Here is a 23,126-nt window from a genome sequence, read left to right on the forward strand (position 1 = left end):
TTCACCTCATTTGTTATTGCCTATCCATGGCTGAGCAAACAGCGGCCATGTCTGCTGGTAAGGGCAGCTTAAAAGCCAACGGTTCGTTCGTAAAGGGATGCTGAAATTGCAGCTGACAGCAGTGTAATGCTTGTCGTTTGATCCCAAGAGCCATTGTACCGCCATACATCTCGTCTCCTAATAAAGGACAACCGATTGCAGAAAAATGGACCCTTATTTGATGCGTCCTGCCTGTGTGTAACTGAATATCAACTAAAGCGCAATCTGAATTGCGTTGTTTTAGCCAATACTCCGTCCGTGCTTCTTTTCCTTCGTCACTGACCTTGCGTTTCAATAGTGACGTCAGGTCTCTAGCAATCGGCAGCTCAATCTCACCATGGGCAGAAAGTGCGGGCAGTTCACCAGCAACGAGGGCTTGATATTTTTTTACGACCTGCTTCTTTCGCAACTGGCTATCCAGCTTCGCATGGGCAAACCCATGTTTTGCAAAAAGCATCAGTCCTGATGTGTCACGGTCTAACCGCGTGACTACATGAATCACTTGATCTTCATAGTGCTGCGCTTGATAGTAGGCCTTAACGCGATTGGCCATCGTGCCAGTCGGATGATATTGCGCAGGGATCGATGAGATGCCTGCTGGCTTATTCACGACTAACAGATGGGCATCTTCATACACGATCTCAATCGGTGTCGGGTCAGCCAGCATCGTCTCATGTTCCCCTTCGGGAGGAATTACAATAGTTACCCTATCATTTTGCGCCAAAGAAAACAAGACGTTTTGCTCGTGATCGTTGACAAATATCTTTCCGCCTTGAAACTTGATTTTTGCTAACAGTCCTTTGGACACCCCCTGTTCCTTCAAAAAGTATTTGACTTGCTGTCCTTGTCCAGTATAGTGATACGTAAATTCCATGGGTTTATTCTTCTCCAATAAAGGAATCTTTGACCCGATTCCAAAAATGCATATGCCGATAAGACGCAAAATGAATCCGTTCATCGGCAATACGGTAATAGATAGCATCGATTTCTTCTTGTTCGATGGTAAACTGATCGATCGTCACTAAATAGTCGGTGCTTTGCTGCAGTTGTACTTTGACCCATTCATGGTGACCCACGACGATCGGCGAACCAAGGGTCCGAAAGACACGATTGTTCAACGAAGCAATCTCTGCCAATTGAAAGGCATTGATACTTGGGTGCAAGACTGCCCCACCAACACTCTTGTTATAAGCAGTGGAGCCAGTGGGCGTTGAGATCGATAAGCCATCGCCGCGAAACTTTTCAAAGAGGTCTTCTTTAATAGAAATATCGGCAACCATCGTTCGATTGCCGCGCTTGATCGTTGATTCATTCAATGCTAGGAAATGCTTGTCTGATTTTCCATTCGCATACGTGATACGGACATCTAATAACGGATAGCTGACGCTTTTTTGATGGTCATTGCATAATGACTCGACTAGTTCTTCCAATTCATAATCTCGCCAGTCCGTGTAAAAGCCGAGATGACCCGTATGGACGCCTAAAAACTGTACTTGATCCAACTTATGATTGTACAAGTGAAAAGCAGAAAGGAGCGTGCCATCTCCCCCAACAGAAATCACTAATTCAGGATTGTCTTGATCGATCTTATTTTCTGACTGTTCTAAAAGCGTAGTTAAACGCTTTGTCACTTCTACCGACTTGCTTTCTTGATTATGGACGATTGCCACGCGGATACCTTTCATTCCGTTTCCCCCTTTGGCAACGGGTTCTGATCATGTCCGCCTCGCTTGCCTTTCCCATGTGAAAATAACCGTTGTGCCTCTTGGATCTCTTCACGGATATTGGACATTTCTTCATCTAGCTGATAGGCGGCTTCTGCCGACCGACGCAGCCGTTCACTGATTTCAGCGGGAAATTCCCCTTGGTATTTGTAGTTTAGTGAATGTTCGATCGTTGCCCAAAAATTCATCGCTAGTGTCCGGATTTGAATCTCAGCTAAAATAATTTTTTCCCCGTCGATCAGTTGAACGGGATATTCGATCACTAGATGATACGAACGGTAGCCACTGGCTTTTTTATTGGTGATATAGTCCCGTTCAATGATCACTTTCATGTCTTTGCGTGTTCGTAAGAGTTCAACGACTTGGTGAATGTCTTCCACAAATTGACACATGATTCGCAAGCCAGCGATATCAGACATCTCTTCTTCAAGCCAATCCAAAGCAATCCCACGTAATTTACTTTTCGTTAAAATGCTATCCACTGGCTTGACCCGCCCAGTGACAAATTCAATGGGAACATGCTTGTTTTGTTCCCGATATTGTTTTCGTATGCCTCTTAATTTTACTTTTAATTCTGAAACCGCCTGTTCATAAGGCGCTAAGAATTCTTCCCAATCTCGAATCATTCTTCTCCCTCGATTCTGTTCATAACATACCTCTTATTCTACCATACTCTTGGAATAAAACTGAATGAACAGAAGAGCAGAAACAAAAGATTTTTTGTCTCTCCCCCAACATCTCTGCTTTTCTTTGTTTGGTTTCTTTGACGGAATAGCTGAAACAGCGTACACTATGGTTGCAATAGAAAGAGAGTGAGAAACGATGGGCGAACAAGTAGAGATCGAATACAAGACGATGTTGACGGAAAAAGAATACCACCAGCTGCTTGCTTATTACAATTTGTCAGAAGAAGCATTTAAGATACAAACCAATTACTATTTTGATACGGTAGATCATAAGCTGCGGGAAAAGCACTTTGGCTTGCGTATTCGCACGACTGCTACCAATGCGGAATTAACGCTAAAAACCCCCATTGAGCACGGGTTATTAGAGACGACTGATCCTTTAACGAAAACGTCGGCAGCTGCATTGATTGCTTCAGAAAAAATTCTACCTACGGGTATCGTTGCTCAGCGCCTAAGAGCGGCAGGTATCGAGCCTGACACGTTACGTATGATCGCAGCATTAAAAACGAAACGGGCGGAATTTCCGATTGAAGAAGGATTGCTCGCGTTAGATGAAAGCTGGTATGGTCAACAGCATGATTATGAGTTGGAGTTAGAAGTCAACGAACCGATTAAAGGGAAAGATGCCTTTCACTCCTTGTTACGTCTCTTTGGCGTTCCTTACCGACCAGCGAAAAACAAGATCATCCGAGCCGTTGAAGAAAAATCATAGTAAGCTGTCCTTTTGCTTACTTTTTTCGCGTTTTTTTGCTATATTTAATAAAACATACTTATTTTGTTTTTCAAGGTACAAAAGAATCTTAATTGGGGAGAGATTCAAATGATCGAACTGTTTTTATTTATTAATCCGATTGGGCCTATTTGTTATGATATCGAAAAAGAGATTCTCAATAAATTAAACACCAGCCGCAAAAAAATCCATTTGCAGATCCTACCTTTCGTTAACTTGTTTTCCGTAGGTGTCTCAATGGACTATTTGTCCATGAATAAGGCGGATTTGGTCTTGCGAAATGAACAGACCAACCAAATCTATGCTGCATCACTGGACTATAAGGCAGCTCAGTTGCAAGGGAAAAAAATTGCGCGGGATTTCTTGTTGAAACTGCAACAACGGATAGGGATCGAAAGACAAGAATATAACGATGCCTTAGTGAAAGAATTATTTTCTGAAACGAATGGTGATTTAGAGATGTTCCTAGAAGATCGATCCTCTGAGCTAGTGAAAAAGAACTTTGCCACCGATCAGCGTGTAGCCAAAGATATGGGCATCACGATCACACCCTCTGCTGTGGTGTATGATTTTTCAAGTGAAGAAGAATATGGGGTCCTTTTAGAAGGATCAGAGGAACTGAGAAGTCTTCCGCTCGTCTGTGGTACAGCAACAGAACTCGATACATTTTTGCAAAAAGCTCAGTCTTTGAAAGCACCAAAACTTTCCACTATTCATGAAATTGATCGTGGGTTGATTCTTTTATGAAACCCTATTCAATAGCGACGCTGCGCAGCGAGCCAAACGATGATCTTGTGTTTGGCTCGCTGCGCAGCGTTTTTTATTGTGGACAAACAAAAAACAAACCAATCCTTTACGGATTGGTTCGCTTTTCAATTATGCTTCAATTTCTTTGACGAGTTCTTCCAATTCATTCAAGCGTTGCTCAAATACTTTCATCGCGTCTTCAATATAATCTGCTTTTGTCATATCGACGCCCGCTTTTTTCATGACTTCGATTGGATAATCACTGCGTCCAGCTTTCAAATAGTTCAAATAGTTGGTTAAGGCATCTGGTTCACCTGCTAAGATTTTCTTCGCTAAAGCAGAAGCTGCCGAAAATCCGGTTGAATACTGGTAAACATAGTAATTGTAATAGAAATGCGGAATGCGTGACCACTCAAGACGAATCTCAGGATCTTTTTCAACAGAAGGTCCGTAGTATTTTGCATTTAACTCGGCATAGTTCTCGCTTAAGAACTCACTGGTCAATGGCGTTCCTTTCGCATCTTCCACGTGCATGAAGTGTTCAAACTCGGCAAATTGTGTTTGACGGAAAATCGTTCCTTTGAAGCCATCGAGAAAATGATTCAAGACATAAGCTTTGACCCGTGGATCTGTTTCAGTCTGCAGCATATACTCTGTCAAAATATTTTCATTGGTGGTTGAAGCGATTTCCGCTAAAAAGATCGAATAATCCCCATAGGCATAAGGCTGGTTGTTACGTGTAAAGTAACTATGCACACTGTGTCCCATTTCATGAACAAGAGTAAAGAGTTGATCCAATCGATCATTCCAGTTCATCAGGATATATGGCAGCGTATCATAGGCACCAGAAGAATACGCGCCACTGCGTTTGCCTTTGTTTTCAACGACATCGATCCACCGATTGCTGAAGGCTTCTTCAACCACCGCAAGGTATTCTTCACCTAATGGTTTTAACGCTTCTTTCGCTTTTCCGACCGCTTCTTCATAGGTATATCGAATGGGTGCTTCCCCTAAAATCGGCGTATAAACATCATACATATGCAACGTATCGACAGCCAACAGGCGTTTTCTTAATGCCATGTAACGATGCAACAATGGCAGGTGCTGATTGACGACATCCACTAATGTATCGTAGACACTTTCAGGAATGTGGTTAGCACTCAAAGCGGCTTGCCGTGCCGAATCAAATTTGCGGGCTTTTGCTTTAAAGTTATGGGCTTTGATATTGGTGCTTAATGTTTGGGCAAAGGTATTGCGGAATTGCTCATAGACACCATAAAGACCTTTAAAGGCTGCTTCACGGACAGACCGATCCGTGCTTTCCATCAACTCACCGTATACACCATGAGATAACTGCACTTTTTCCCCGTTTTCATCTTCAACTACTGGAAAATCCAAATCAGCATTGTTTAAAACAGAAAAAATGTTGCCAGGTGCCCCAAAAATTTCGCCAGCACCAGCTAATAACGCTTCTTGCTCCGCTGGCAAGACATGTGGACGTTCGTTGATGGTTTTTTCGATCATATGACGATAAACAGCTAGTTTCGGCTCTTGATCGAAATAGCCCCAAATCGTTTCATCAGACATTGTCAATAGCTCAGGATCAAACCAAGCAACGGCTTCACTTACTTGCGCAACTAAGTTACTTGCTTTTGCATACAAGCCTTGATACGTCGTATTGGCAGTATCTTGATCGTTTTTCAAATGACTGTATACATAGAGTTTCTCTAAACGACGAGAAAGCGCTAAAACAAATTCTAATGCGGATAAGAAGGCTTGCGGCCCATCGGCTAAAGTACCTTGGTAACGACTTGCTTCTTTGACTTGTGCTTGGATCTCTTGAAATTCTATGTCAAAAGCCGCATCATCGGCATAGATTTTCGTTAAGTCCCACGTTTTTTCGACTGGAATCGATTCACGTGCTGGTAATTGTTTTGTTTCTGACATTCCCTTCACTCCTTGTTCATTGGTTAAAAATATCTTATCATACTTTTCAGTGAAACCAAATCATTGGCTTAAAAAGAAACCGAATTTTCTAAATATTGGCATTCTTGAAAGAGCCCGCGCAAAATTTCCCGTTGATCCAGTAACGGGAACTGCCATTGCCAATCCAGCTGCCGCAGCCGTGCCACCCATTGATCAAAACGAAGTGGACAGTCACTTAAATAAAGAAAGCGAAAAACCAATATTCGATGCTCAAATAAAATGCCAAAGCTGCTTTTACAATAGCACCACATAGGCAGCTGGGAGACATTGCCTTTTAACGGATACAATATTTCTTGGATCACACGGATTTTTGGCAGGTTCTTTCGCAGTTTTTGTATCAACCAGACCTGATAGTCTGCAGCAAGCCATTCAGGAGGACGGTGATGGTTTGATCTTTGTCCTTTGCACAAAGGGCGAAGAGTTTCTTTATTGAAAGGCGCCCCTTTTCGAGCATCGCTTTGTTGACTGCTGACTCCTTCTTGATAGTGCCAGTTGATTTGATCTAACTTCATTAAGGATTGATTTTGCGTATCAATCAGCCACAAACAAAAACCAGTTGCCTGATAACTACAGCAGGCTTTTGCCAAAAGTGACCATTGGCGTTTCGGATGCAATTTCTCCCCTAAGATCCACCATGGTCGATAGCCGTTTGCTAAATACGTGCTGGTTCTTTCAAGAAATCGTGAAAACTTGAGGGAAGAACACTGTACTTCAATGGCGATATTTTTATAACAAAGGTCAGGACGCTGTTGGAGTTTAGGCAAAAAGGCTTCGATCTCAATCCCTGTATCTTGAAACCATTCAAACAATAGTTGTTTGGCTTCCAAGTGTTCCTTCGTCTCCCCTTCGCTGTAAGTCTGACAATCAGCAGTTGCTTGATGGGCAAAGTGGGGCTGTCGTTTGGTTCCTTGCCGCAAAGTCACTTCTTGGTGACACCCTGGGCAATAAAAAGGACCTGATGCTTTCTTTCTCCCTTTCGCTGCAATGACTTCTTTTCTTTGGTTCAATGCTTTCAGCATCTAATTCACCTCAATAAAAGATACGCCATTTTCATCAAACACAATTGAAAAAGCCAAGAACATTAGCAACATGTTCTTGGCTGGAAATGAATTTCATTCATTAATCATTCTTGAAGTAGAAACGAGTCAATTCAAGTGCATCGTTTTCCATGATCAACTGACCATATTCAGATAATACCTCTGGCGTCACTGATGTCCGTTGGGCAAATTCCATCAAATAAGAAAGTGCATTTTCTACTTCAATATCAGTAACCTCTGCATCCATGAATCGAATTTCAATATAATAATGGTTACCCATTTGGTAAAGATTGGTTGCAACGGAATCCAAATATACTTCGGATGCCAATTGAATCATATCTTCGAATCGCAACAACTCGAATACAAAACGATTGCCGATGTCTTCTGCTTGCTCCGACTCTTGTAATTGAGCCGCCACATGCTTTTTCAACATGTCGGTAATGTCTTCATTCGCTTCATAGTTCATCTCATCAAAATTTTCCATTCCTTCTGGTGGAAGATTTTTGCTAATAAACAATTCTAACCCATCGCCTTTAGGCAAGACTTGGAAAGTTACAGCTTCACTGCCCTTAAATTCTTCGTCAATATCAACTTCTTCAAGAATACTGTAAAAGAAGTTTTCAATTTCATTGTGATTTCCTAGAAGGTCAAGAAAAGTGATGCCTCTCGCAGCTAAGTCTTCACTTTTGATCAATACACGAATGGTGTTCTCATTGATATGTTCCATTTCCATATTAGCTACACCTCACTTTTGCTACTCACTATAGGTTCATTGTATCGAAACCTGATAAAAAGTAAAGAGAAAACGAATATCCTCTTAAGAAAAACATAAAAACTCAAAAAAAGACTCACTTTCAAAGAGAAAGCGAGTCGATGAAGTCAAATTTATAATCCTGCCATTAATTGCGCTTGTCTTAGTTCCAGTTGGCGAACATCCCTAGGTAAGAACCGACGAATTTCATCTTCGTTGAACCCAACTTGCAATCGTTTTTCATCAATCATGATCGGACGACGCAATAATCCTGGGTTTTCTTGAACAAGTGTCAATAAATCTTTTAGGGGCAGGTCATCTAGATCCATATTCAACTTTTGGAATACTTTGGATCTGGTGGAAATAATTTCTTCTGTGCCATCTTCTGTCATTTGTAGAATTGCCTTAAGCTCAGAAATATTTAACGGTTCTGAAAAAATATTTCTTTCAACAAAAGGGATTTCGTGCTCTTGTAACCACGCACGAGCTTTGCGACAAGATGTGCAACTTGGGGAAGTGTATAGTGTCAACAACGTGCATCTCTCCTTTTTAATTTTCAATCAAGCAAGTCCTGTTCCCTCGCTTGATTTCAATTATACAGGTTTAACTAAAAAAAATCTAGTCTAAATCTCATATTTTTTAATAAAACTCGAAAGTTATATTAAAAGCGAAACCTTTAAGGCAAAAGGTTTCCTTCAAAAAGTTTATTTTTAAATGAGAAAACTCAAATTTTTTTTTAATATTACTCCTTTTATACAACAGTGTGTCAAAGGTGTATCAAAAAGATGTCAGAATATTAAAATATCCTTTTAACAGAAGGCAACGTTTTTTAATTTTACTACGACAATTACAGATGTAATCAAAAACTGAGAGAAAAACCAAGGCCATCGCTCAATCGTTTTCAAAAGAACTTTTTCACGATCCTTCCTTTGCCGAGAAACGATCGCGCTACAATGAAAATGGATGTTATTTTTTTGTACGAGTAATCACAACCACTCTCTTTCTTCTTGGTTTTATTGTATCACATTCCTTTTTAATCAGAAAACCATAGAAGCATTTCTGTCATAATCTGCTATAAAACAGCAGCAGAAATGAACATCTGCTTATAAATGAAAAGGGTTTCTCACAAAAAACTCAGTAAAAAACGATCAATCCAAGAAGCCAGCCACTATGTTGCTTGGTCACTGACAAAGCATAATAGACTGTACTATTCTTGAACTGATCGTTTACCATGTCTTTCTTCTAAGCGAGTGTTGGTTCTCGGTCGCGAGCAAATTGAGCATCATGCAATGCACGATAATGCCCTTTTCTCGCCATCAACTCTTCATGGGTTCCTTCTTCTAAGATCCCCTTCTCACTAACGACAATGATTCGTGTCGCATGTTTGATCGTTGCGAGGCGATGGGCAATGATCAAGGTTGTACGCCCATCTGCCAAAGAATTCAATGATTCTTGGATCACTTGTTCCGTTTCGGTATCTAACGCTGAAGTTGCTTCATCTAAAATCAGAATCGGCGGATTTTTCAAGAACATCCGAGCAATCGCTACTCGCTGCTTTTGGCCACCGGATAATTTGACGCCTCGTTCACCGATGACCGTATCCAAGCCATCCGTCATTTGATCAATGACTTTTTCTAAGTGTGCCAATTTGACTGCCTTTAAAATCTCCTCTTCTGTTGCATCAAGTTTGCCATAAGCAATATTTTCTCGAATCGTTCCTGGGAAAAGAAAAACATCTTGCTGCACCGTACCAATCTGCTGACGTAAAGATGCCAAGGTCATCTCCTGAATATTGATGCCATCGATCGTAATGGCGCCTTCCGTGACTTCATAAAACCGCGGCAACAAGTTGCATAACGTTGTTTTCCCCGAACCACTTTGTCCAACGAAGGCGATCGTCTCACCCGCTTTGATCGACAAGTCGATGTGATTCAAGACTTTCGTCGCATCCGCATAGGAAAAAGAAACATCATGGTAGACGATGTCTCCCTTTAAGGAAGTTACTGCCCGTGCGCCTGGCTTGTCTTTGATCGTCGGTTCTTTATCCAACTCTTCGGTCAAGCGTTTGAAGCCAGCGATTCCTTTCGGATAGCTTTCGATCATCGTATTAACCTTCTCAATTGGTCTAACAAAGACATTTGACAATAAAATAAACCCTACGAACTGACCGTTCGTCAGTTCACCACGAATCACGTAGTAGGCACCAAACATCAGAGCAAACAAGTTGATCAACCGAATCAAGAAATAATTGTACGCTGAACTGATTGCCATTACCTTATAAAAAAGGATCTTAGACTGCCGATAAATCTCACTTAACCCGTCAAAGCGTTTATGTTCAAACGTTTCATTGGCAAATGATTGTGTCACTCGAATGCCACTGACAGATGCTTCCACTCCGGCGTTGAACTCACCGAGATTATCATAGATCTGTGTGTTGACTTTGGTCATTTTCTTATTGAAAAAAACCAAGGCGATCGTGATCAAGGGAATCAACGCAAATGTTGCCACAGCTAATTGAACATGCATATTTAACATCAATAGGAATGAACCGACCAAAGTCATGATGGTAATAAAAACATCTTCTGGCCCATGGTGAGCGACTTCAGAAATCTCAAAGAGATCCGTAGTCAAACGACTGATCAGCTTGCCAGTCTTTTGATTATCATAATATTCAAAAGATTGCGTTTGCAGATGTCGAAATAACTCTTGACGCATATCAGTTTCAATATTGACCCCAAGTTTATGACCATAAAAAACCACGATATATTGCAACACAGTATTGATCACATAAAACAAGAACAAGCCTAAGCAAGCCAACAGTATTAGGCGAAAGTTGTTCTGGGGCATGATCTTATCGATTACTTGGTTGACGGCAACTGGAAAGGCTAGTTCCAATAAACCAGCAAATACCGCACAAGTAAAGTCGAGTATAAATAGTGACCGATACGGTCGATAATAACGAAAAAACCTTTTTAACACATTTCCCCCTCCTCAATAGCTATCATTATAAGCAACTCTCAATAGAAATGCAAAATGAGAAACATGTGAAAATGGGTAAAATTCACTATAATTTTGAAAACCTATAAAGACGCGGATTTCTAAAAACAGTAAATAAAACCTTTATTTTACAGGGATTTCCCTCTTTTTTTTACAGGAATAATGGCTTATGATTGATTCGAAAACAAACTGAAAATTTTCACTAACTCTGAAAGGCGTGTCTTTTTTGATCACTAGTATTCTTTTTGATGTCGATGATACCTTATATGACCAGCAACAACCATTTCGCAATGCCGTAACCTCATGTTTCCCACAAATAGCCCACAAAGATTTAACTGCTCTTTACTTACGGTTTCGGGTGCACAGTGATGAGCAGTTTGGACGGGTATTGGCAAATGAATGGACGCTAGATCATTTTCGTTATTTTCGACTGACCCATTCATTAACGGATTTAGGGTACTTACCTATTACAATAGAAGAAAGCTGTAAGTTTCAGCTGTGTTATGAACAAGAACTAGATGCCATCACACTGCATCCTGAAGTTGAGTCAACTTTGAACTATTTGTCCACATTGCCAGTCAAACTAGGAATTATTACCAATGGTCCCACTGACCACCAGCAAAAAAAATTGGATCAGTTGCAACTGACTCGATGGATCAAACCAGAGCATATGATCATTTCCCAAGCAACTGGTTATCAAAAGCCGCAACTTGAAATCTTTCAATTGGCAGAAACCGCCTTTGCTCTTGATCCGGAAACCACACTGTACGTTGGTGATAATTTTGATAATGACGTGGTTGGCTGTAAGAAAGCCGGTTGGCAAGCTTTGTGGTTCAATCATCGTCTCCGTCAAGCGCCTAGTGGATTGGAAGACTTACCAGATGCATCGATCACTGCTTTTTCACAGCTGCAAGACAGTATTGACAGACTGATGCAAGTGCCTGCATACATGTATAACTAAAAAGATGGACCTTCGCTCCTGCGGCAGGTCCATCTTTTTGATTGGCTAACTTTCTTCGCCGATACTCAATATCAAGCGAATATCTTCTTCTGTCATTTGTTGAAGCTGTGTTTCATTGCCTTGGATCACTTTTTGGAAAAGCTCACGTTTTTCTTGTTGCAACGCATCCATTCGTTCTTCAATGGTTCCTTCAGCAATCATTCGCCAGACTTCGACAACATTTTTTTGACCGATCCGATGGGCTCGTCCAGCGGCTTGTTCTTCCACCGCCGGGTTCCACCACAAATCGTATAAAATCACGGTGTCTGCGCCGGTCAGATTCAGTCCTGTTCCTCCTGCTTTTAACGAGATCAAGAAGACGTCCTTTTCTCCACTATTGAAGGCATCGACCATCGTCAAACGATCTTGCGGCGGTGTGCTTCCTCGCAAGTAAAAGGACTCAAACCCTTCTTGTGCTAGCTCTTCTTCAATGATCGAAAGCATGCTAGTAAACTGAGAAAATAACAGCACACGACGCCCATTTTCTTTGGCTGCTAAGAGTAAATCTTTGACCTGTTCAAGTTTCCCAGAAGACCCTTCATAATCCTCCACGAATAATCGTGGGTCACAACAGATTTGCCGCAGTCGAGTCAAACCAGCTAAGATACTAATTCGATTTTTACGAAAAGACGTAGAATCCATTTGCGCGATTTCTTCCCGCATTTGCCGCAAGTACGCCAAATAGATTTTCTTTTGTTCTTCTGTTAAAACACTGTAATAATTTGTTTCCAATTTTTGCGGCAAATCATGCAGCACGGATTTTTTGTCTCTTCGCAAAATAAAGGGTTTGATCATTTTCGCAATTTCTTGCGTAGACAGCTCTTTAAATTTCTGCTTGTTCGGGAAAAAGCCTGGCATGATCATTTGGAACAAGGACCACAATTCTTCTAAATTATTCTCGATCGGTGTGCCGCTGAGGGCGAACCGCTGTGGAACTTCCAAGGAGCGCAAGGCCTGTGCCGTTTTGGTCGCACTGTTTTTGACCATTTGCGCTTCATCTAAAATCAAACAAGTCAGATCTAGTGCTTGATAAGCATCAATGTCTTGCCGCAAGCTTGCATAAGAAGTGATGCGGACGTCCGCTGGCTGCGCCATCTGCCCTTCGCGCTCTTCTTTCGTTCCGCTGATGACAGACGCGGAAATCGTCGGCGCAAACCGTTTGATTTCTTGTTGCCAATTGAATGTTAGACTCGCCGGTGCCACGATCAATGCATTCAATTTTTGTTTCTCTTGTTTTTCTGAAAGTAAGTAGCTGATCGTCTGAACGGTCTTCCCTAACCCCATTTCATCGGCAAGGATACCGCCAAATTGATAGTGGCTCAACATTTTTAGCCAACGGAACCCAACTTCTTGGTATTGCCGCAACTCAGCATGCAAGTTTTCTGGCAGCTGCGCCACAAAGTTTTCTGGATGGATCAAGTCTTCCGTCATTTGCTGAAAACCGGCACTAAAGCTGGCTTGATCAGCAAACTGCTCTTGCAGGAGCAGCCCTTGATTCAAAGGAACTTGGATCGCCCCATCCTTCGCTTCTAGTGAAAGACGCAATTTTTTCAGGGCAGCACTTGCTTCTTGAAACTCTTCCGATTCCAATGAAAGGACTTGCCCATTTTCAGTGGTATAAAATTGTGCAGACTGTAACAGGCTGCGTAAGACCTCATTGATCTCTGACTCTTGAATGCCGCTGACATCAAACTTGATATCCAACCAAGAACCATTTTCTTCGATAACGATTTCTGGTCGATGGTGTTGGGCGTCAAGGTAAAGTTCCCGCAGCTTCTTGCCGATACGGACTTCACCTAATTGCCTTAAAACAGGGATCTCCCTTGTAAAAAAGGTATAAAGTTGTTCCCCTGCAGGTAAGCTTTTTTGCCAATTTTTAGTGCTCGCTTGATAGCCAAAGGTTTCAATAATCGCTTCAATTCGTGCTTCTTGTTGAAAATCACGTAAAATCTCGGGATGATTTTCTGGCATATAGTGATGTTTTTCATCACTTGAAAAAACGACTTCTCCATAAGTGAAGTCTACTTGTAAATCGACTTGTCCTTTGATTTTCCGTAACGAAAAGACAGCTTTCAATTCAGACTCTTCGATTTCATTTTGAACTTCAGGTGCTACTTGGACACGCCCGATTTTTCGCAAATAAGGCAATACTTTCATAAAAAGATTCGCTAGTTCTTCTTTCGGATAGTCGATGACTGGCTGTTCAAATCGTTTAAACAACTGTTGCATCGTGACATAGATTTCCTTTTGTTCGACAGTCAGTTCATAAAAGGTTCCATCCAGCAGACCCCAATTATAATAGCTAAGTAAATGGTCAAAATCTTTCACGAATTCCAGCGGAAAATGATCCTCCTGTTTTGTGACTGAAAACGACAAAGGTTCACCGATTTGAAAATCGGCTTCATTGACTTTTGTTTCACCAATGGTTATTTGCGTATAGACTTCGTTTAACTGTAACAACAATTCTTTGCCGAACTCAACTGGTAGCAGTAAATACTTTTTGTCAAGTTTACCACTGATCTGAATGCCTGCTTGCCCAATTAACTGTTGCGTTTGCGCGATTCCTGCCAATCGATTCAACAAGGCTCGATTTTTCTCATCAAAGGCATCCGCAGATAGAAAGAAGGTCTGCTGCTTATTCGCTGCGTACTGCTTGTTTTCTTGGTACATCTGCAAAAATTTATAAATGTTTTTAACGACATAGGTCCGTGCGGTGCCACGATGGCCGACTTTGAGGGAAATCCCTAAGATATCCATTTCTTGATGGTAAGGATTGGTGGCGATGGTATCTATACGAAATTCAACCTGTAAGGGTTGGCTCGTTTCTTTTTCGCTCCCTAAGCGGGCAAAGCCGTTGGAAAACATCTCTGAAGCAGAAAAGGCTTTTTTGATGGGGGTTTGCTCATTGATTTTTCGTGTTTTCCCTTGTTTGCGTAGATAAAGTTCGACTGCCACCGTGTGTTTGCAATAATGATGCTCTTCCCAGTACGGACATTGGCAATAATCTACCTCTTTGGCTGTAGCATCTAAGGTCACTAAATACAATTCTGTCCCCAATACTTCTGCGTGCCACACATTTTTTTCTTTGTCTGGTGTGACAGATAAGACGCGATCTTCGTTGACATACGTTCTGCCACGCTCAATTACTTTTTCTGGAATACTCCACTTCATAAGAGCCCTCCTCTCCTTATTCTTTTATTCGGATCCGGCTTTGCCCGCTGCCGTTAGTTTCTACGAAAACTTGCTGCAGGATTCTTGCCCGCAGTTCTCGAACATGACTGATGATCCCAATCATGCGCCCTTCATTTTCGATCATTTCTAATGCTTCCATCGCCATTTCCAATGATTCTTCATCAAGCGATCCAAAGCCCTCATCAATAAAGAGGGCTTCGATCTCGATCCCACCAGCTCGTTGCTGGATCACATCCGCCAAAGAGATCGCCAACGCTAAGGCAGCAATAAAGCTTTCGCCGCCTGAAAGTGTATGAGCTCTTCTGACTTGTCCCGCATTATCGTCATATATGTCAATTTCTAAGCCTGTTGAGCTTCGATAGCTCCCGACTTTATCCGCTAATTCAAATTGATAGCGGCCACGAGTCAACCGAGCCAAGCGTTCATTGGCGACTTCTAAGATCTCTGTCAGAAATTGCTGCAGTACATACCGTTCCAAGCTGGTTTTTTTGACGTTTTCGCCGTTGATGGTTTCTGCCAACTGCTGAAGTTGGCCTAATTGGGCCAGTTCTTCGACATTTTGCTGATAAATGACCTGCAGCTCGTCAAACAACCGTTGATTGCCGTTGACTTTCTCCTGTTTGCGAATTGTTTCTTGCTGTAGTTCCTCCATCACGGTCTGCAACTGAAGGTAGTCAGCTTCCAATTGGTTTAAATCTATCGCAGCTTGCTCTTTTAACTGTGCATCTAACAATGCTAGCCGTTGCTGAACAAACACCGTTTCTTGCTCATAGGTTTTGATTTCTTCTGAGAGAACGGTTGTTTGAGCGGCTTGGGCAATCAATTCCCGCATCGTTTCTTCAGTCATACCAGCTTCTTGAAGTCGCTGCGTCAGTCGTTGTTCTGCTTTTGTCTTAGCCACTTGCTTTTCTTCAAAAAATTGCTGCAGATTTTTCAGCTTCTCTGAAAGAATCGCTTGCTGTTCGTTTAGCTGCGCTTCTTGTCGGGCATCAGCCTCAATTTGTTGCGTATATTCCCTCAGTAAACCATTGGTTTTTGCTAAATCGGCTTGTAATTGTTCATACGTTGCGCCTGCAAGTTGTTCCTGTAAAGAAGCCAATTTCCCCTCCGCAAGCTGGCGTGCTTCTTGGGCTTTTTTCGCTTGCTCACTGACTTGCTGATAGGACTCATTTAACGTTGCTAATTTCTCATTTACTGCCTGATGTTTCTTCTGCGCGTCTTCATAAGAAGCGGCTTTTTGTTGATTGAAAGATTGCCGTTTCTTTAGTTCCGCTACCGTCGTTTCCTCGGTAATCGTCTCTTGGTTTTCTATCGGCTGCAAGGCAGCAAATGCCTGTTGAACTGTAGTCCAAGCGAATGCCGCTTGCTTCTGCGCAGCAGCACTGGTGGCTTGCCATTCGCTGATTCGCAATGTGGCTTGCTCCTGCAGCGTTTGATTTGCCGATACTTGCTGCTGGATCTTCGTCAATTTTTCTTGTGTTTGCTCAAGTCTTTGTTCACTGGCAATGATGTCTTCGATGCGATAGGTCGTGTGCTCCTGTGTATTCGGATGATCCAAGGATCCGCAAACCGGACAGGGTTCATTTTCTTCCAGCAAAAGACGAAGCCGAGCAATTTGCATTCGAGCATTTTGACTGGTTTCTTGTTTTAACGTTTTTTGCAGCTCCAGCAAGGATGCTGCTAATTGCTGTTGTTCAAGAACCAACTCCGAATGAATTTGTTGCTGTTCCCCTGCTTTTTGCTCGGCTTCACGAAACTGCGCTTTTGCTTGCTGCCATTTTTCTACCAGAGCCTGCGTTTCTACTAATTTCACCGCTTCTGCTTGAAACCCTCGCAATGCTTCGATTTCTTCTGCCAGATGCTGCGCTTGCGCTTTGGCACTTGCTTGCGCTTGGTTTATCTTCGTTAATTCGGTGGTCTGTTGTTGTGCGGCTTTTTCAAGTTGCACCACTTCTTCTTGCTGCGCTTGTGTGCGCTGTGCTAGCGGGATCTGCTGCTGGATTCGTTGAACTTTTTGACTAGCAGCTTCCTGTTTTTTCTTGATGCCGTCAATCAACGCTCGTTGGTCTTGCCAGCTTACTTGTTGCTGCTGAATTTCTTGCAGCTGCTGCTTTGTTTCGTTGATTTGCTGAGTAGCTTGCTGTGCTTCTTTCACTCGTTCTTCTTTTTGCTGCATGATTTCTTGATGTTCAAGCGCCCACACCAACTGGTTCAACTGTGCTTTTTTCTGAGCGATCTCGGTTTTTTTAGCATGCAGCTCTCGGGCTTTTTCTTGTAGACCTTGCCATTCGATCCGTGCATTTTCAATTTCTTTTGCACGGTAAAAAGCGTCTTGCGCAGCTTTCATTTCTTGGATCGCTTGGTCTTTTTTGTGCAATAACTGCTGAAGCTGCGCCTGTTGTTTTTCTAAATCCTGCGCCCACAAAGTCAGACCTTCCGCAACCGTTAAAACCTCCTGCGCTTCTTCCCATTCAAAGCGCTCCATGATTTGCGAGGCGAGTAGCTGCTGATGCTCAAGCTTTTTACTTTGTGCTTTGACTTGCTCTTTCAACCATTCATTAAATTGTTGATACATTTCCGTGCCAAATAAATTCCGTAAAACGCGTTCTTTCTCATTGCTGCTGGCAATCAAAAAATTACGAAATTCTCCTTGCGGCAACATCATGATTTGAAAAAACTGTTTGGCATCCAGCTGCAGCAGATCCTTGATAAATGCATCAACTTCTGTGCGTTTACTGATCTGCTTTTTCTCTTTGCCATCGGCGTCAAAAATCGTCAGCTGGACTTTTGCCGTTTGGTTGGTGACCCCGTCACCACGTTTTTTTGCTAAGGTCTGTTCCGGTTTCCGTTGGATCTGGTAGGTAAAACGCTGATGTTCAAAAGTAAAGGTGACGCTGGTCTCTTCGGTTGGTGAAGCAAACATCGAGCGCATTTCTTTGCCTGAGCGCAGATTCCCCGATGTTTCACCGAACAAGGCAAACGTCATGCCATCGAAAATCGTCGTTTTTCCTGCACCCGTTTTGCCGCTGATCAAAAACAAACCGCCAGCTTGCAGCTGACTAAAATCCAATTTTTCATCAATGAATGGACCAAAATTTTTCATTTGTAAAGACTTCGGTTGCATGACTATTCCCTCTTTTCCACGACAAATGCTTCATTTAATCCTTGTTCGATCCACTTGGTTTGTGCATCGAGCAATGAATCTCCCGTCATCTCTTGAAAAAAATGACTGATCAAGGCCTGCGGGTCGGTTTCTCGTGTCGTTAGCTGTCTTTTTTTCGTCTGTTCTCGACCATTCAACCGTTCGACAGACAAAATAAATGGATAGATCTTTCGCAACTGATTCATCATATTTGGAATCACAGCACGATCCGTCAGCAGAAAATGCCAAAACGCCTCACGATCCAGCTCACGGTAAAAAACCGGATCGATCAACTCCTCAAAGGAGGCTGTCAGTTGCTGGATATCCCTTTTTGGTGTCAGGGGAATAAATTCATTTGTGTCTTTTACAGTATCAACAAGATAGACCCCTTTTTGGTTCGTCCGTTCAGAAAGGGAAAATTTCAGCGGAGAGCCACTGTACCCGATTTTCGGATGTTTCAGGGCGGTATTGGCATGTAAATGCCCCAAAACGACTCGATCAAAAGGCGCAAAAGCTGTGGTCGGCACGCTGTCCAATCCGCCAACTTGAATTTTCGTTTCAGAATCCGTTTGGCTAGCGCCCGCCACAAAAAAATGGGTCACTAACACTTGTTTTTTTGACGAATCAAAGTGCTTGGTCATCTCCTCGATCACTCTTTGGACACTATCTGAAATTTTCGTTAACGGTTCGTCAAAAAATAAGCGCGCCTCGATTGGTTCAAAATAAGGCAGCAAAAAGAATTGTGTATCGTCAAACTCGACCGGTTGTAAACTTTGTTCGATGCTGGTGGACAGATAAAAACGTGTTTGCTGAAACCACTGACTACCAGTTTCTAGCCGCGTTGGGCTATCATGGTTTCCTGAGATAGCCAATAAAGGCAGTTCATTCGTTAGATTGATTTCTGCGATTTTTTCATTCAATAATTTGACCGCATCGACAGCGGGAACGGAACGATCATACAGATCACCTGCAATGACGATGGCAGCGGCTTTTTCTTCTAAAGCGATCGCAATGATTTGATCGATAATTGCTCGCTGGTCCTCCAGCAGATCATAGCCATGTAGTTTTTTTCCGATGTGCCAATCAGCTGTATGTATAAAGCGCATTTCTTCACCTTCTTAAAAAATATCCTTCCAACCATTATACCACTTTCCCTGATCGTTAGACATCTCTCTGCCAGCGAAATTTCACTTACCACCCATTTTTGATAAAAAGAGCGAACACCTGACATCATTATGTTGAAATGTTTTTTCAATTATAAATTTATATCTTGAAATATAATTACACTTCATTTACAATGAGTGTGAAATCGAATTCAACAATCGCTTTCATCACTATTCTAAAAGAAAGGAGAAACGCTATGCTTGCAATAGGACTAATGTCAGGAACCAGTTTGGATGGGATCGACGCTGCTTTAGTAAAAATCAATGGCTGCGGCACCGAAACAGACGTACAGCTGATGGAAATGGTCACACTACCCATTGGTGAAGAATTGAAGGAACGAATAAAAACTGCTTGTGATCCGGTGGAATCAAATGTTCCCCTCATCTGCCAATTAAATACTGAATTAGGATATCAATTTTTGAAAGCGTGTCAAATCCTCTGCCAAAAAGCTAGTATTGAAGAAAAAAGCATTGATTTTGTTGCCAGCCACGGACAAACGATCTGGCACTCCCCCGATTCTGATCCAGCGAAAAACAGCACCTTGCAAATTGGCGAACCTTCGATTATCGCTTATGGCTTACAAACGAAAGTCGTCGCCGATTTTCGAGTGATGGATATGGCTGCTGGCGGTCAAGGCGCCCCTCTTGTTCCTTATACAGATTATCTGCTCTATCAATCAGACAGCAAAAATCGTTTGCTGCAAAACATTGGCGGCATCGGCAATGTTACTGTACTACCAAAAAGTGGCAGCTTAAACGAGCTGTATGCCTTTGATACAGGTCCAGGAAACATGGTCATCGATGAATTAATGGTTCAGTTATTCGGCCAGCCTTATGATGCGTTTGGTGAAACAGCCCGTGCGGGAGCAATTATACCCACCTTGCAAAAGGAATTAAGAACTCATTTTTATTTGTCCCAGCAACCGCCGAAAAGCACCGGGCGTGAGCTTTTTGGAAAACATTTTGTGCAGCAGTTATTGACCAAGTATCCCGAAGCAGCCCCTGAAGACTTGGTGAGGACTTTAACCGATTTCACCGCTTTTTCCATCGCTGACAGTTACCAACGGTTCATTTTTCCTCAGTTGGGAACAAACGATCTGGAAGTGATTCTCTCGGGCGGTGGTGCCCACAATCATCTGCTGATTGAACTGATCCAAGGCTATTTACCAGAATCAGTAGCCGTTGGAACACAAGATGACATTGGCGGTTCCAACGATGCCAAAGAAGCGGTGGCTTTTGCCATCTTAGGAAATGAAACCCTTCACAGCCGTGTCAATAATGCCCCTGCAGCAACCGGGGCAGCCCAAGGCGTGATTTTAGGGAAAATCATTCCGAATCCATGGGAAGCAAAAATGTAAAACACCTTAGGAGGATAAACCATGTTAGATAAATTCACTCAATTCATCGAGCGCCATTTGGCAGGACCGATGGAAAAACTTGGCAGCCAGCGTCACTTGCGGGCGGTTCGTGACGGGATCGTCTCAACCTTGCCATTGATCATCGTCAGTTCGTTCTTTATGATTTTAGCCTTTCCACCGCTGCCTCAAAGTTGGGGCATCTATCAATTCTTGTCTAGCAATGCCACAACGATCTTATTGCCTTATCGAATGACGATGTACATTATGAGCTTGTATGCGGCATTCGGGATCGGATACAGTCTTTCTCGCTCTTATAAGCTTGATGGTCTTTCTGGCGGGATCCTAGCTACAACCGCCTTCTTACTGACCTTCACCCCTGTCAATATCCCAGCAGAAGCCTTGGATGCTGCTGGAACGGTCGGCTTTGTCTTGCCAATGGCCAATTTAGGGAGTGCTGGTATGTTCGTGGCGATCATCACCTCGATTCTTGCCGTTGAAATCTATCGGTTAACGGACAAATCGAAATTTAAAATCACGATGCCAGAACAAGTCCCACCTGCAGTCGCTCGTTCTTTCGAAGCCTTGACCCCTACCTTAGTCATTATTTTAGGAATGGGTGCGATCACTTACTATATCGGCTTTGACTGGCACACGATCGTGGCAAAAGTCGTTGATCCTTTAGTCAGTGCCGCAGACACCTTGCCAAGTGTGCTTTTGATCACCTTCTTGACGACCTTCTTCTGGTCATTCGGGATCCATGGTGCTTCTATCGTTGGTTCACTGGCTCGTCCATTATGGTTGCAGTTATTGGAAGGAAATACGACTGCGCTTGCTTCAGGAGATATGATTCCCAATATCGCAGCCGAACCATTTTATCAATGGTTCATCTGGATCGGTGGGGCTGGTTCAACGATTGGTTTGGCTATCTTGTTAGCGTTTCGCACCAAATCGGAATTCGGTTCAAAACTAGGAAAAACAGCCTTGATTCCAGCTATTTTCAACATCAACGAACCACTGATTTTCGGTACACCGATCGTTTTGAACCCAATCTTGATCCCACCTTTCATCATTGCACCACTGATCAATGGCGTCATTGCGTGGGTCGCTACCTCAGCTGGTTTAGTCAATGCAGTTACGGTCAATGCCCCTTGGACATTGCCTGGACCAATTGGCGCTTTCTTAGCGACTGGCGGCGATTGGCGTGCGATCGTGCTGAATGTTCTTTTGATTCTTTTATCGATCCTGATCTATTACCCATTCGTAAAAATCTATGACAAAAACGAATTGGAAAAAGAAAATCAACCAGTCGTACAATAATGTGTAAATAACGGTCGTACGAAGCACCCACCAAGACAAACAGAAGAAGCCTTCCTCACCAGCTTTTTCCAATGCCAAGAGGTGCTTCGTGCGGTTTTTTAGAAAGAAGGAAAACCATTGAAACGAGAAATTGGCCTTTCGATTTACCCCGACCATAGCGATCCTTTACTGGATCAAGACTATTTAAAAAAAGCTGCTGCCCTTGGTTACTCTCGCTTATTTATGAGTATGCTGGAAGTCAGTGAAGGCAAAGAGACCGTCAGAAAAAAATTCTCTTCGATTATCGGCTTTGCCAAGAACCTTGGCTTTGAAACGATATTAGATATTTCGCCTGCTGTTTTTAGTGATCTGGCGATCTCTTATGACGATCTTAGCTTCTTTGCAGAATTAGGTGCGGACGGTATCCGCTTGGATCAAGGATTTGATGGCAATAAAGAAGCCCAGCTGACCTTTAATCCATTTGGCTTGGCGATTGAATTGAATATGAGTAATGATGTGAACTATTTAGAAAATATCCTTTCTTATCAAGCCAATGAACCTTTTTTATATGGCTGCCACAATTTTTATCCCCAACGAGGCACAGGCTTAACGGATGCTTTTTTCCGCAGCTGCAGCCAACGTTTTAAAAAATACGGGTTGAAAACAGCCGCCTTCATCACTAGTCAATCAGCCAAAATCGGCCCTTGGGAAGTCAATGATGGCTTACCGACCTTAGAATCTTGTCGAGATTTACCATTGGCGCTGCAAGGGAAACTGCTTTTTGCTTCTGGGTTGATCGATACCGTGATTATCGGCAATGCTTATGCGTCGGATGCAGAGCTGAAAGCTCTGGCGGCGATCGATCGTTACAAGCTGACCTTTGGCGTTCTCGTAGACGCAGACGCCAGCGAAATCGAACGAAGAATATTAGCCGAAACCAATCATTTTCGTCGTGGTGACAGTAATGCGTTAGTCGCTCGTTCCACACAGTCACGGGTGAAGTACCGTCCCATCGAAAACCTCCCTCATACAAACCAAGAACCTTTTGCCTATGGGGACATCGTTATCGGCAATGATACCTTTGGCCAATACAAAAACGAATTGCAGATCGTTTTGACCCCTCACCAAGACACGCGAAAAAACAAAGTCGGCGCCATTTCAAATGACGAGCTGCCTTTGTTGGAATATTTAAAACCGTGGACCAAATTTGCTTTCGAATTATTGGATTAACTCTTTAGAAAAAAGCCGCTGATCACAAAAGGATCAGCGGCTTTTCTT

17 protein-coding genes are annotated in these 23,126 nt (G+C 42.7%); 6 read left to right on the forward strand and 11 right to left on the reverse strand.

Translation table 11 applies throughout. The features are described from left to right. Positions 1 to 13: 13 nt before the first annotated feature. From IGI73_RS09665 to IGI73_RS09675, 3 genes are read right to left on the reverse strand one after another with little or no spacing between them, the layout of a single operon-like run. Positions 14 to 913: an RluA family pseudouridine synthase gene (locus IGI73_RS09665; RefSeq protein WP_074932946.1), complete on the reverse strand. Its 900-nt coding sequence runs from the start codon at positions 911 to 913 to the stop codon at positions 14 to 16. A 4-nt stretch (positions 914 to 917) separates the two neighbouring features. Beyond that, a complete protein-coding gene (locus IGI73_RS09670; RefSeq protein WP_026008090.1) occupies positions 918 to 1,715 on the reverse strand; it encodes an NAD kinase in 798 nt (265 codons plus the stop codon). Positions 1,716 to 1,720: 5 nt separating this feature from the next. Continuing rightward, positions 1,721 to 2,389: a GTP pyrophosphokinase gene (locus tag IGI73_RS09675; RefSeq protein ID WP_428207134.1), complete on the reverse strand. Its 669-nt coding sequence runs from the start codon at positions 2,387 to 2,389 to the stop codon at positions 1,721 to 1,723. Positions 2,390 to 2,585: 196 nt separating this feature from the next. Between IGI73_RS09675 and IGI73_RS09680 the strand changes: the two genes are divergently transcribed. Together IGI73_RS09680 and IGI73_RS09685 are read left to right on the forward strand one after the other, a co-directional pair. After that, positions 2,586 to 3,161 carry a CYTH domain-containing protein gene (locus tag IGI73_RS09680; protein ID WP_015509976.1) on the forward strand — a complete coding sequence of 192 codons (576 nt, stop codon included), beginning with the start codon at positions 2,586 to 2,588 and terminating at the stop codon, positions 3,159 to 3,161. A gap of 108 nt (positions 3,162 to 3,269) precedes the next feature. Next, the gene (locus tag IGI73_RS09685) at positions 3,270 to 3,926 is read left to right on the forward strand and encodes a DsbA family protein (RefSeq protein ID WP_368742098.1); all 657 of its coding nucleotides are present in this window, start codon (positions 3,270 to 3,272) and stop codon (positions 3,924 to 3,926) included. A gap of 129 nt (positions 3,927 to 4,055) precedes the next feature. Here IGI73_RS09685 and pepF read toward each other — a convergent pair whose 3' ends face one another. The 5 genes from pepF to IGI73_RS09710 form a co-directional block, all read right to left on the reverse strand. After that, positions 4,056 to 5,873: an oligoendopeptidase F gene (gene pepF, locus IGI73_RS09690; protein ID WP_005229703.1), complete on the reverse strand. Its 1,818-nt coding sequence runs from the start codon at positions 5,871 to 5,873 to the stop codon at positions 4,056 to 4,058. Between the two features lie 68 nt (positions 5,874 to 5,941). Further along, the gene (locus IGI73_RS09695) at positions 5,942 to 6,931 is read right to left on the reverse strand and encodes a competence protein CoiA (protein WP_428207133.1); all 990 of its coding nucleotides are present in this window, start codon (positions 6,929 to 6,931) and stop codon (positions 5,942 to 5,944) included. Positions 6,932 to 7,031: 100 nt separating this feature from the next. Continuing rightward, complete coding sequence (locus IGI73_RS09700) at positions 7,032 to 7,682, reverse strand: adaptor protein MecA (protein WP_428207132.1); 651 nt, start codon at positions 7,680 to 7,682, stop codon at positions 7,032 to 7,034. Positions 7,683 to 7,834: 152 nt separating this feature from the next. Next, the gene (spxA, locus tag IGI73_RS09705) at positions 7,835 to 8,233 is read right to left on the reverse strand and encodes a transcriptional regulator SpxA (RefSeq protein WP_003127030.1); all 399 of its coding nucleotides are present in this window, start codon (positions 8,231 to 8,233) and stop codon (positions 7,835 to 7,837) included. A gap of 709 nt (positions 8,234 to 8,942) precedes the next feature. Then, the gene (locus IGI73_RS09710; RefSeq protein WP_428207131.1) at positions 8,943 to 10,679 is read right to left on the reverse strand and encodes an ABC transporter ATP-binding protein; all 1,737 of its coding nucleotides are present in this window, start codon (positions 10,677 to 10,679) and stop codon (positions 8,943 to 8,945) included. A 244-nt stretch (positions 10,680 to 10,923) separates the two neighbouring features. Here IGI73_RS09710 and IGI73_RS09715 point away from each other — a divergent pair, with 244 nt between their 5' ends. Next, positions 10,924 to 11,658: an HAD family hydrolase gene (locus IGI73_RS09715; protein ID WP_213356651.1), complete on the forward strand. Its 735-nt coding sequence runs from the start codon at positions 10,924 to 10,926 to the stop codon at positions 11,656 to 11,658. 45 nt (positions 11,659 to 11,703) lie between these two features. Here IGI73_RS09715 and IGI73_RS09720 read toward each other — a convergent pair whose 3' ends face one another. Genes IGI73_RS09720 through IGI73_RS09730 form a run of 3 tightly spaced genes read right to left on the reverse strand, consistent with a single transcriptional unit; the run spans position 11,704 to position 19,137 of the window. After that, positions 11,704 to 14,868, reverse strand: a complete 3,165-nt coding sequence (locus IGI73_RS09720) for an SNF2 helicase associated domain-containing protein (protein ID WP_428207130.1) — start codon at positions 14,866 to 14,868, stop codon at positions 11,704 to 11,706. A gap of 16 nt (positions 14,869 to 14,884) precedes the next feature. Then, positions 14,885 to 18,013, reverse strand: a complete 3,129-nt coding sequence (locus IGI73_RS09725) for an AAA family ATPase (protein WP_428207129.1) — start codon at positions 18,011 to 18,013, stop codon at positions 14,885 to 14,887. A gap of 2 nt (positions 18,014 to 18,015) precedes the next feature. Then, on the reverse strand, positions 18,016 to 19,137 hold the full coding sequence (locus tag IGI73_RS09730; protein WP_005229687.1) for an exonuclease SbcCD subunit D: 1,122 nt from the start codon (positions 19,135 to 19,137) through the stop codon (positions 18,016 to 18,018). Between the two features lie 254 nt (positions 19,138 to 19,391). Here IGI73_RS09730 and anmK point away from each other — a divergent pair, with 254 nt between their 5' ends. The 3 genes from anmK to IGI73_RS09745 all read left to right on the forward strand — a co-directional run bounded on the left by anmK (position 19,392) and on the right by IGI73_RS09745 (position 23,078). Beyond that, positions 19,392 to 20,552, forward strand: coding sequence for an anhydro-N-acetylmuramic acid kinase AnmK (gene anmK / locus IGI73_RS09735; RefSeq protein WP_428207128.1), 1,161 nt, complete (start codon positions 19,392 to 19,394; stop codon positions 20,550 to 20,552). 21 nt (positions 20,553 to 20,573) lie between these two features. Next, positions 20,574 to 21,869 (forward strand): PTS sugar transporter subunit IIC, encoded by a 1,296-nt coding sequence (locus IGI73_RS09740; RefSeq protein ID WP_016610823.1) that lies wholly within the window; start codon positions 20,574 to 20,576, stop codon positions 21,867 to 21,869. Positions 21,870 to 21,986: 117 nt separating this feature from the next. Continuing rightward, positions 21,987 to 23,078: a DUF871 domain-containing protein gene (locus tag IGI73_RS09745; protein WP_428207127.1), complete on the forward strand. Its 1,092-nt coding sequence runs from the start codon at positions 21,987 to 21,989 to the stop codon at positions 23,076 to 23,078. Positions 23,079 to 23,126: the final 48 nt, after the last annotated feature.

Origin of the sequence: Enterococcus sp. DIV0755f (genome assembly GCF_051713725.1) — a bacterium.
In the GTDB taxonomy this organism is placed as follows: domain Bacteria; phylum Bacillota; class Bacilli; order Lactobacillales; family Enterococcaceae; genus Enterococcus_D; species Enterococcus_D casseliflavus.

Coding starts and splice junctions, on each gene's coding strand:
- IGI73_RS09665 (WP_074932946.1), bottom strand. CDS start 913: ATGGAATTTACGTATCACTATACTGGACAAGGACAGCAAGTCAAATAC.
- IGI73_RS09675 (WP_428207134.1), bottom strand. CDS start 2,389: ATGATTCGAGATTGGGAAGAATTCTTAGCGCCTTATGAACAGGCGGTT.
- IGI73_RS09680 (WP_015509976.1), top strand. CDS start 2,586: ATGGGCGAACAAGTAGAGATCGAATACAAGACGATGTTGACGGAAAAA.
- IGI73_RS09685 (WP_368742098.1), top strand. CDS start 3,270: ATGATCGAACTGTTTTTATTTATTAATCCGATTGGGCCTATTTGTTAT.
- pepF (WP_005229703.1), bottom strand. CDS start 5,873: ATGTCAGAAACAAAACAATTACCAGCACGTGAATCGATTCCAGTCGAA.
- IGI73_RS09695 (WP_428207133.1), bottom strand. CDS start 6,931: ATGCTGAAAGCATTGAACCAAAGAAAAGAAGTCATTGCAGCGAAAGGG.
- IGI73_RS09700 (WP_428207132.1), bottom strand. CDS start 7,682: ATGGAAATGGAACATATCAATGAGAACACCATTCGTGTATTGATCAAA.
- IGI73_RS09720 (WP_428207130.1), bottom strand. CDS start 14,868: ATGAAGTGGAGTATTCCAGAAAAAGTAATTGAGCGTGGCAGAACGTAT.
- IGI73_RS09725 (WP_428207129.1), bottom strand. CDS start 18,013: ATGCAACCGAAGTCTTTACAAATGAAAAATTTTGGTCCATTCATTGAT.
- IGI73_RS09730 (WP_005229687.1), bottom strand. CDS start 19,137: ATGCGCTTTATACATACAGCTGATTGGCACATCGGAAAAAAACTACAT.
- anmK (WP_428207128.1), top strand. CDS start 19,392: ATGCTTGCAATAGGACTAATGTCAGGAACCAGTTTGGATGGGATCGAC.
- IGI73_RS09740 (WP_016610823.1), top strand. CDS start 20,574: ATGTTAGATAAATTCACTCAATTCATCGAGCGCCATTTGGCAGGACCG.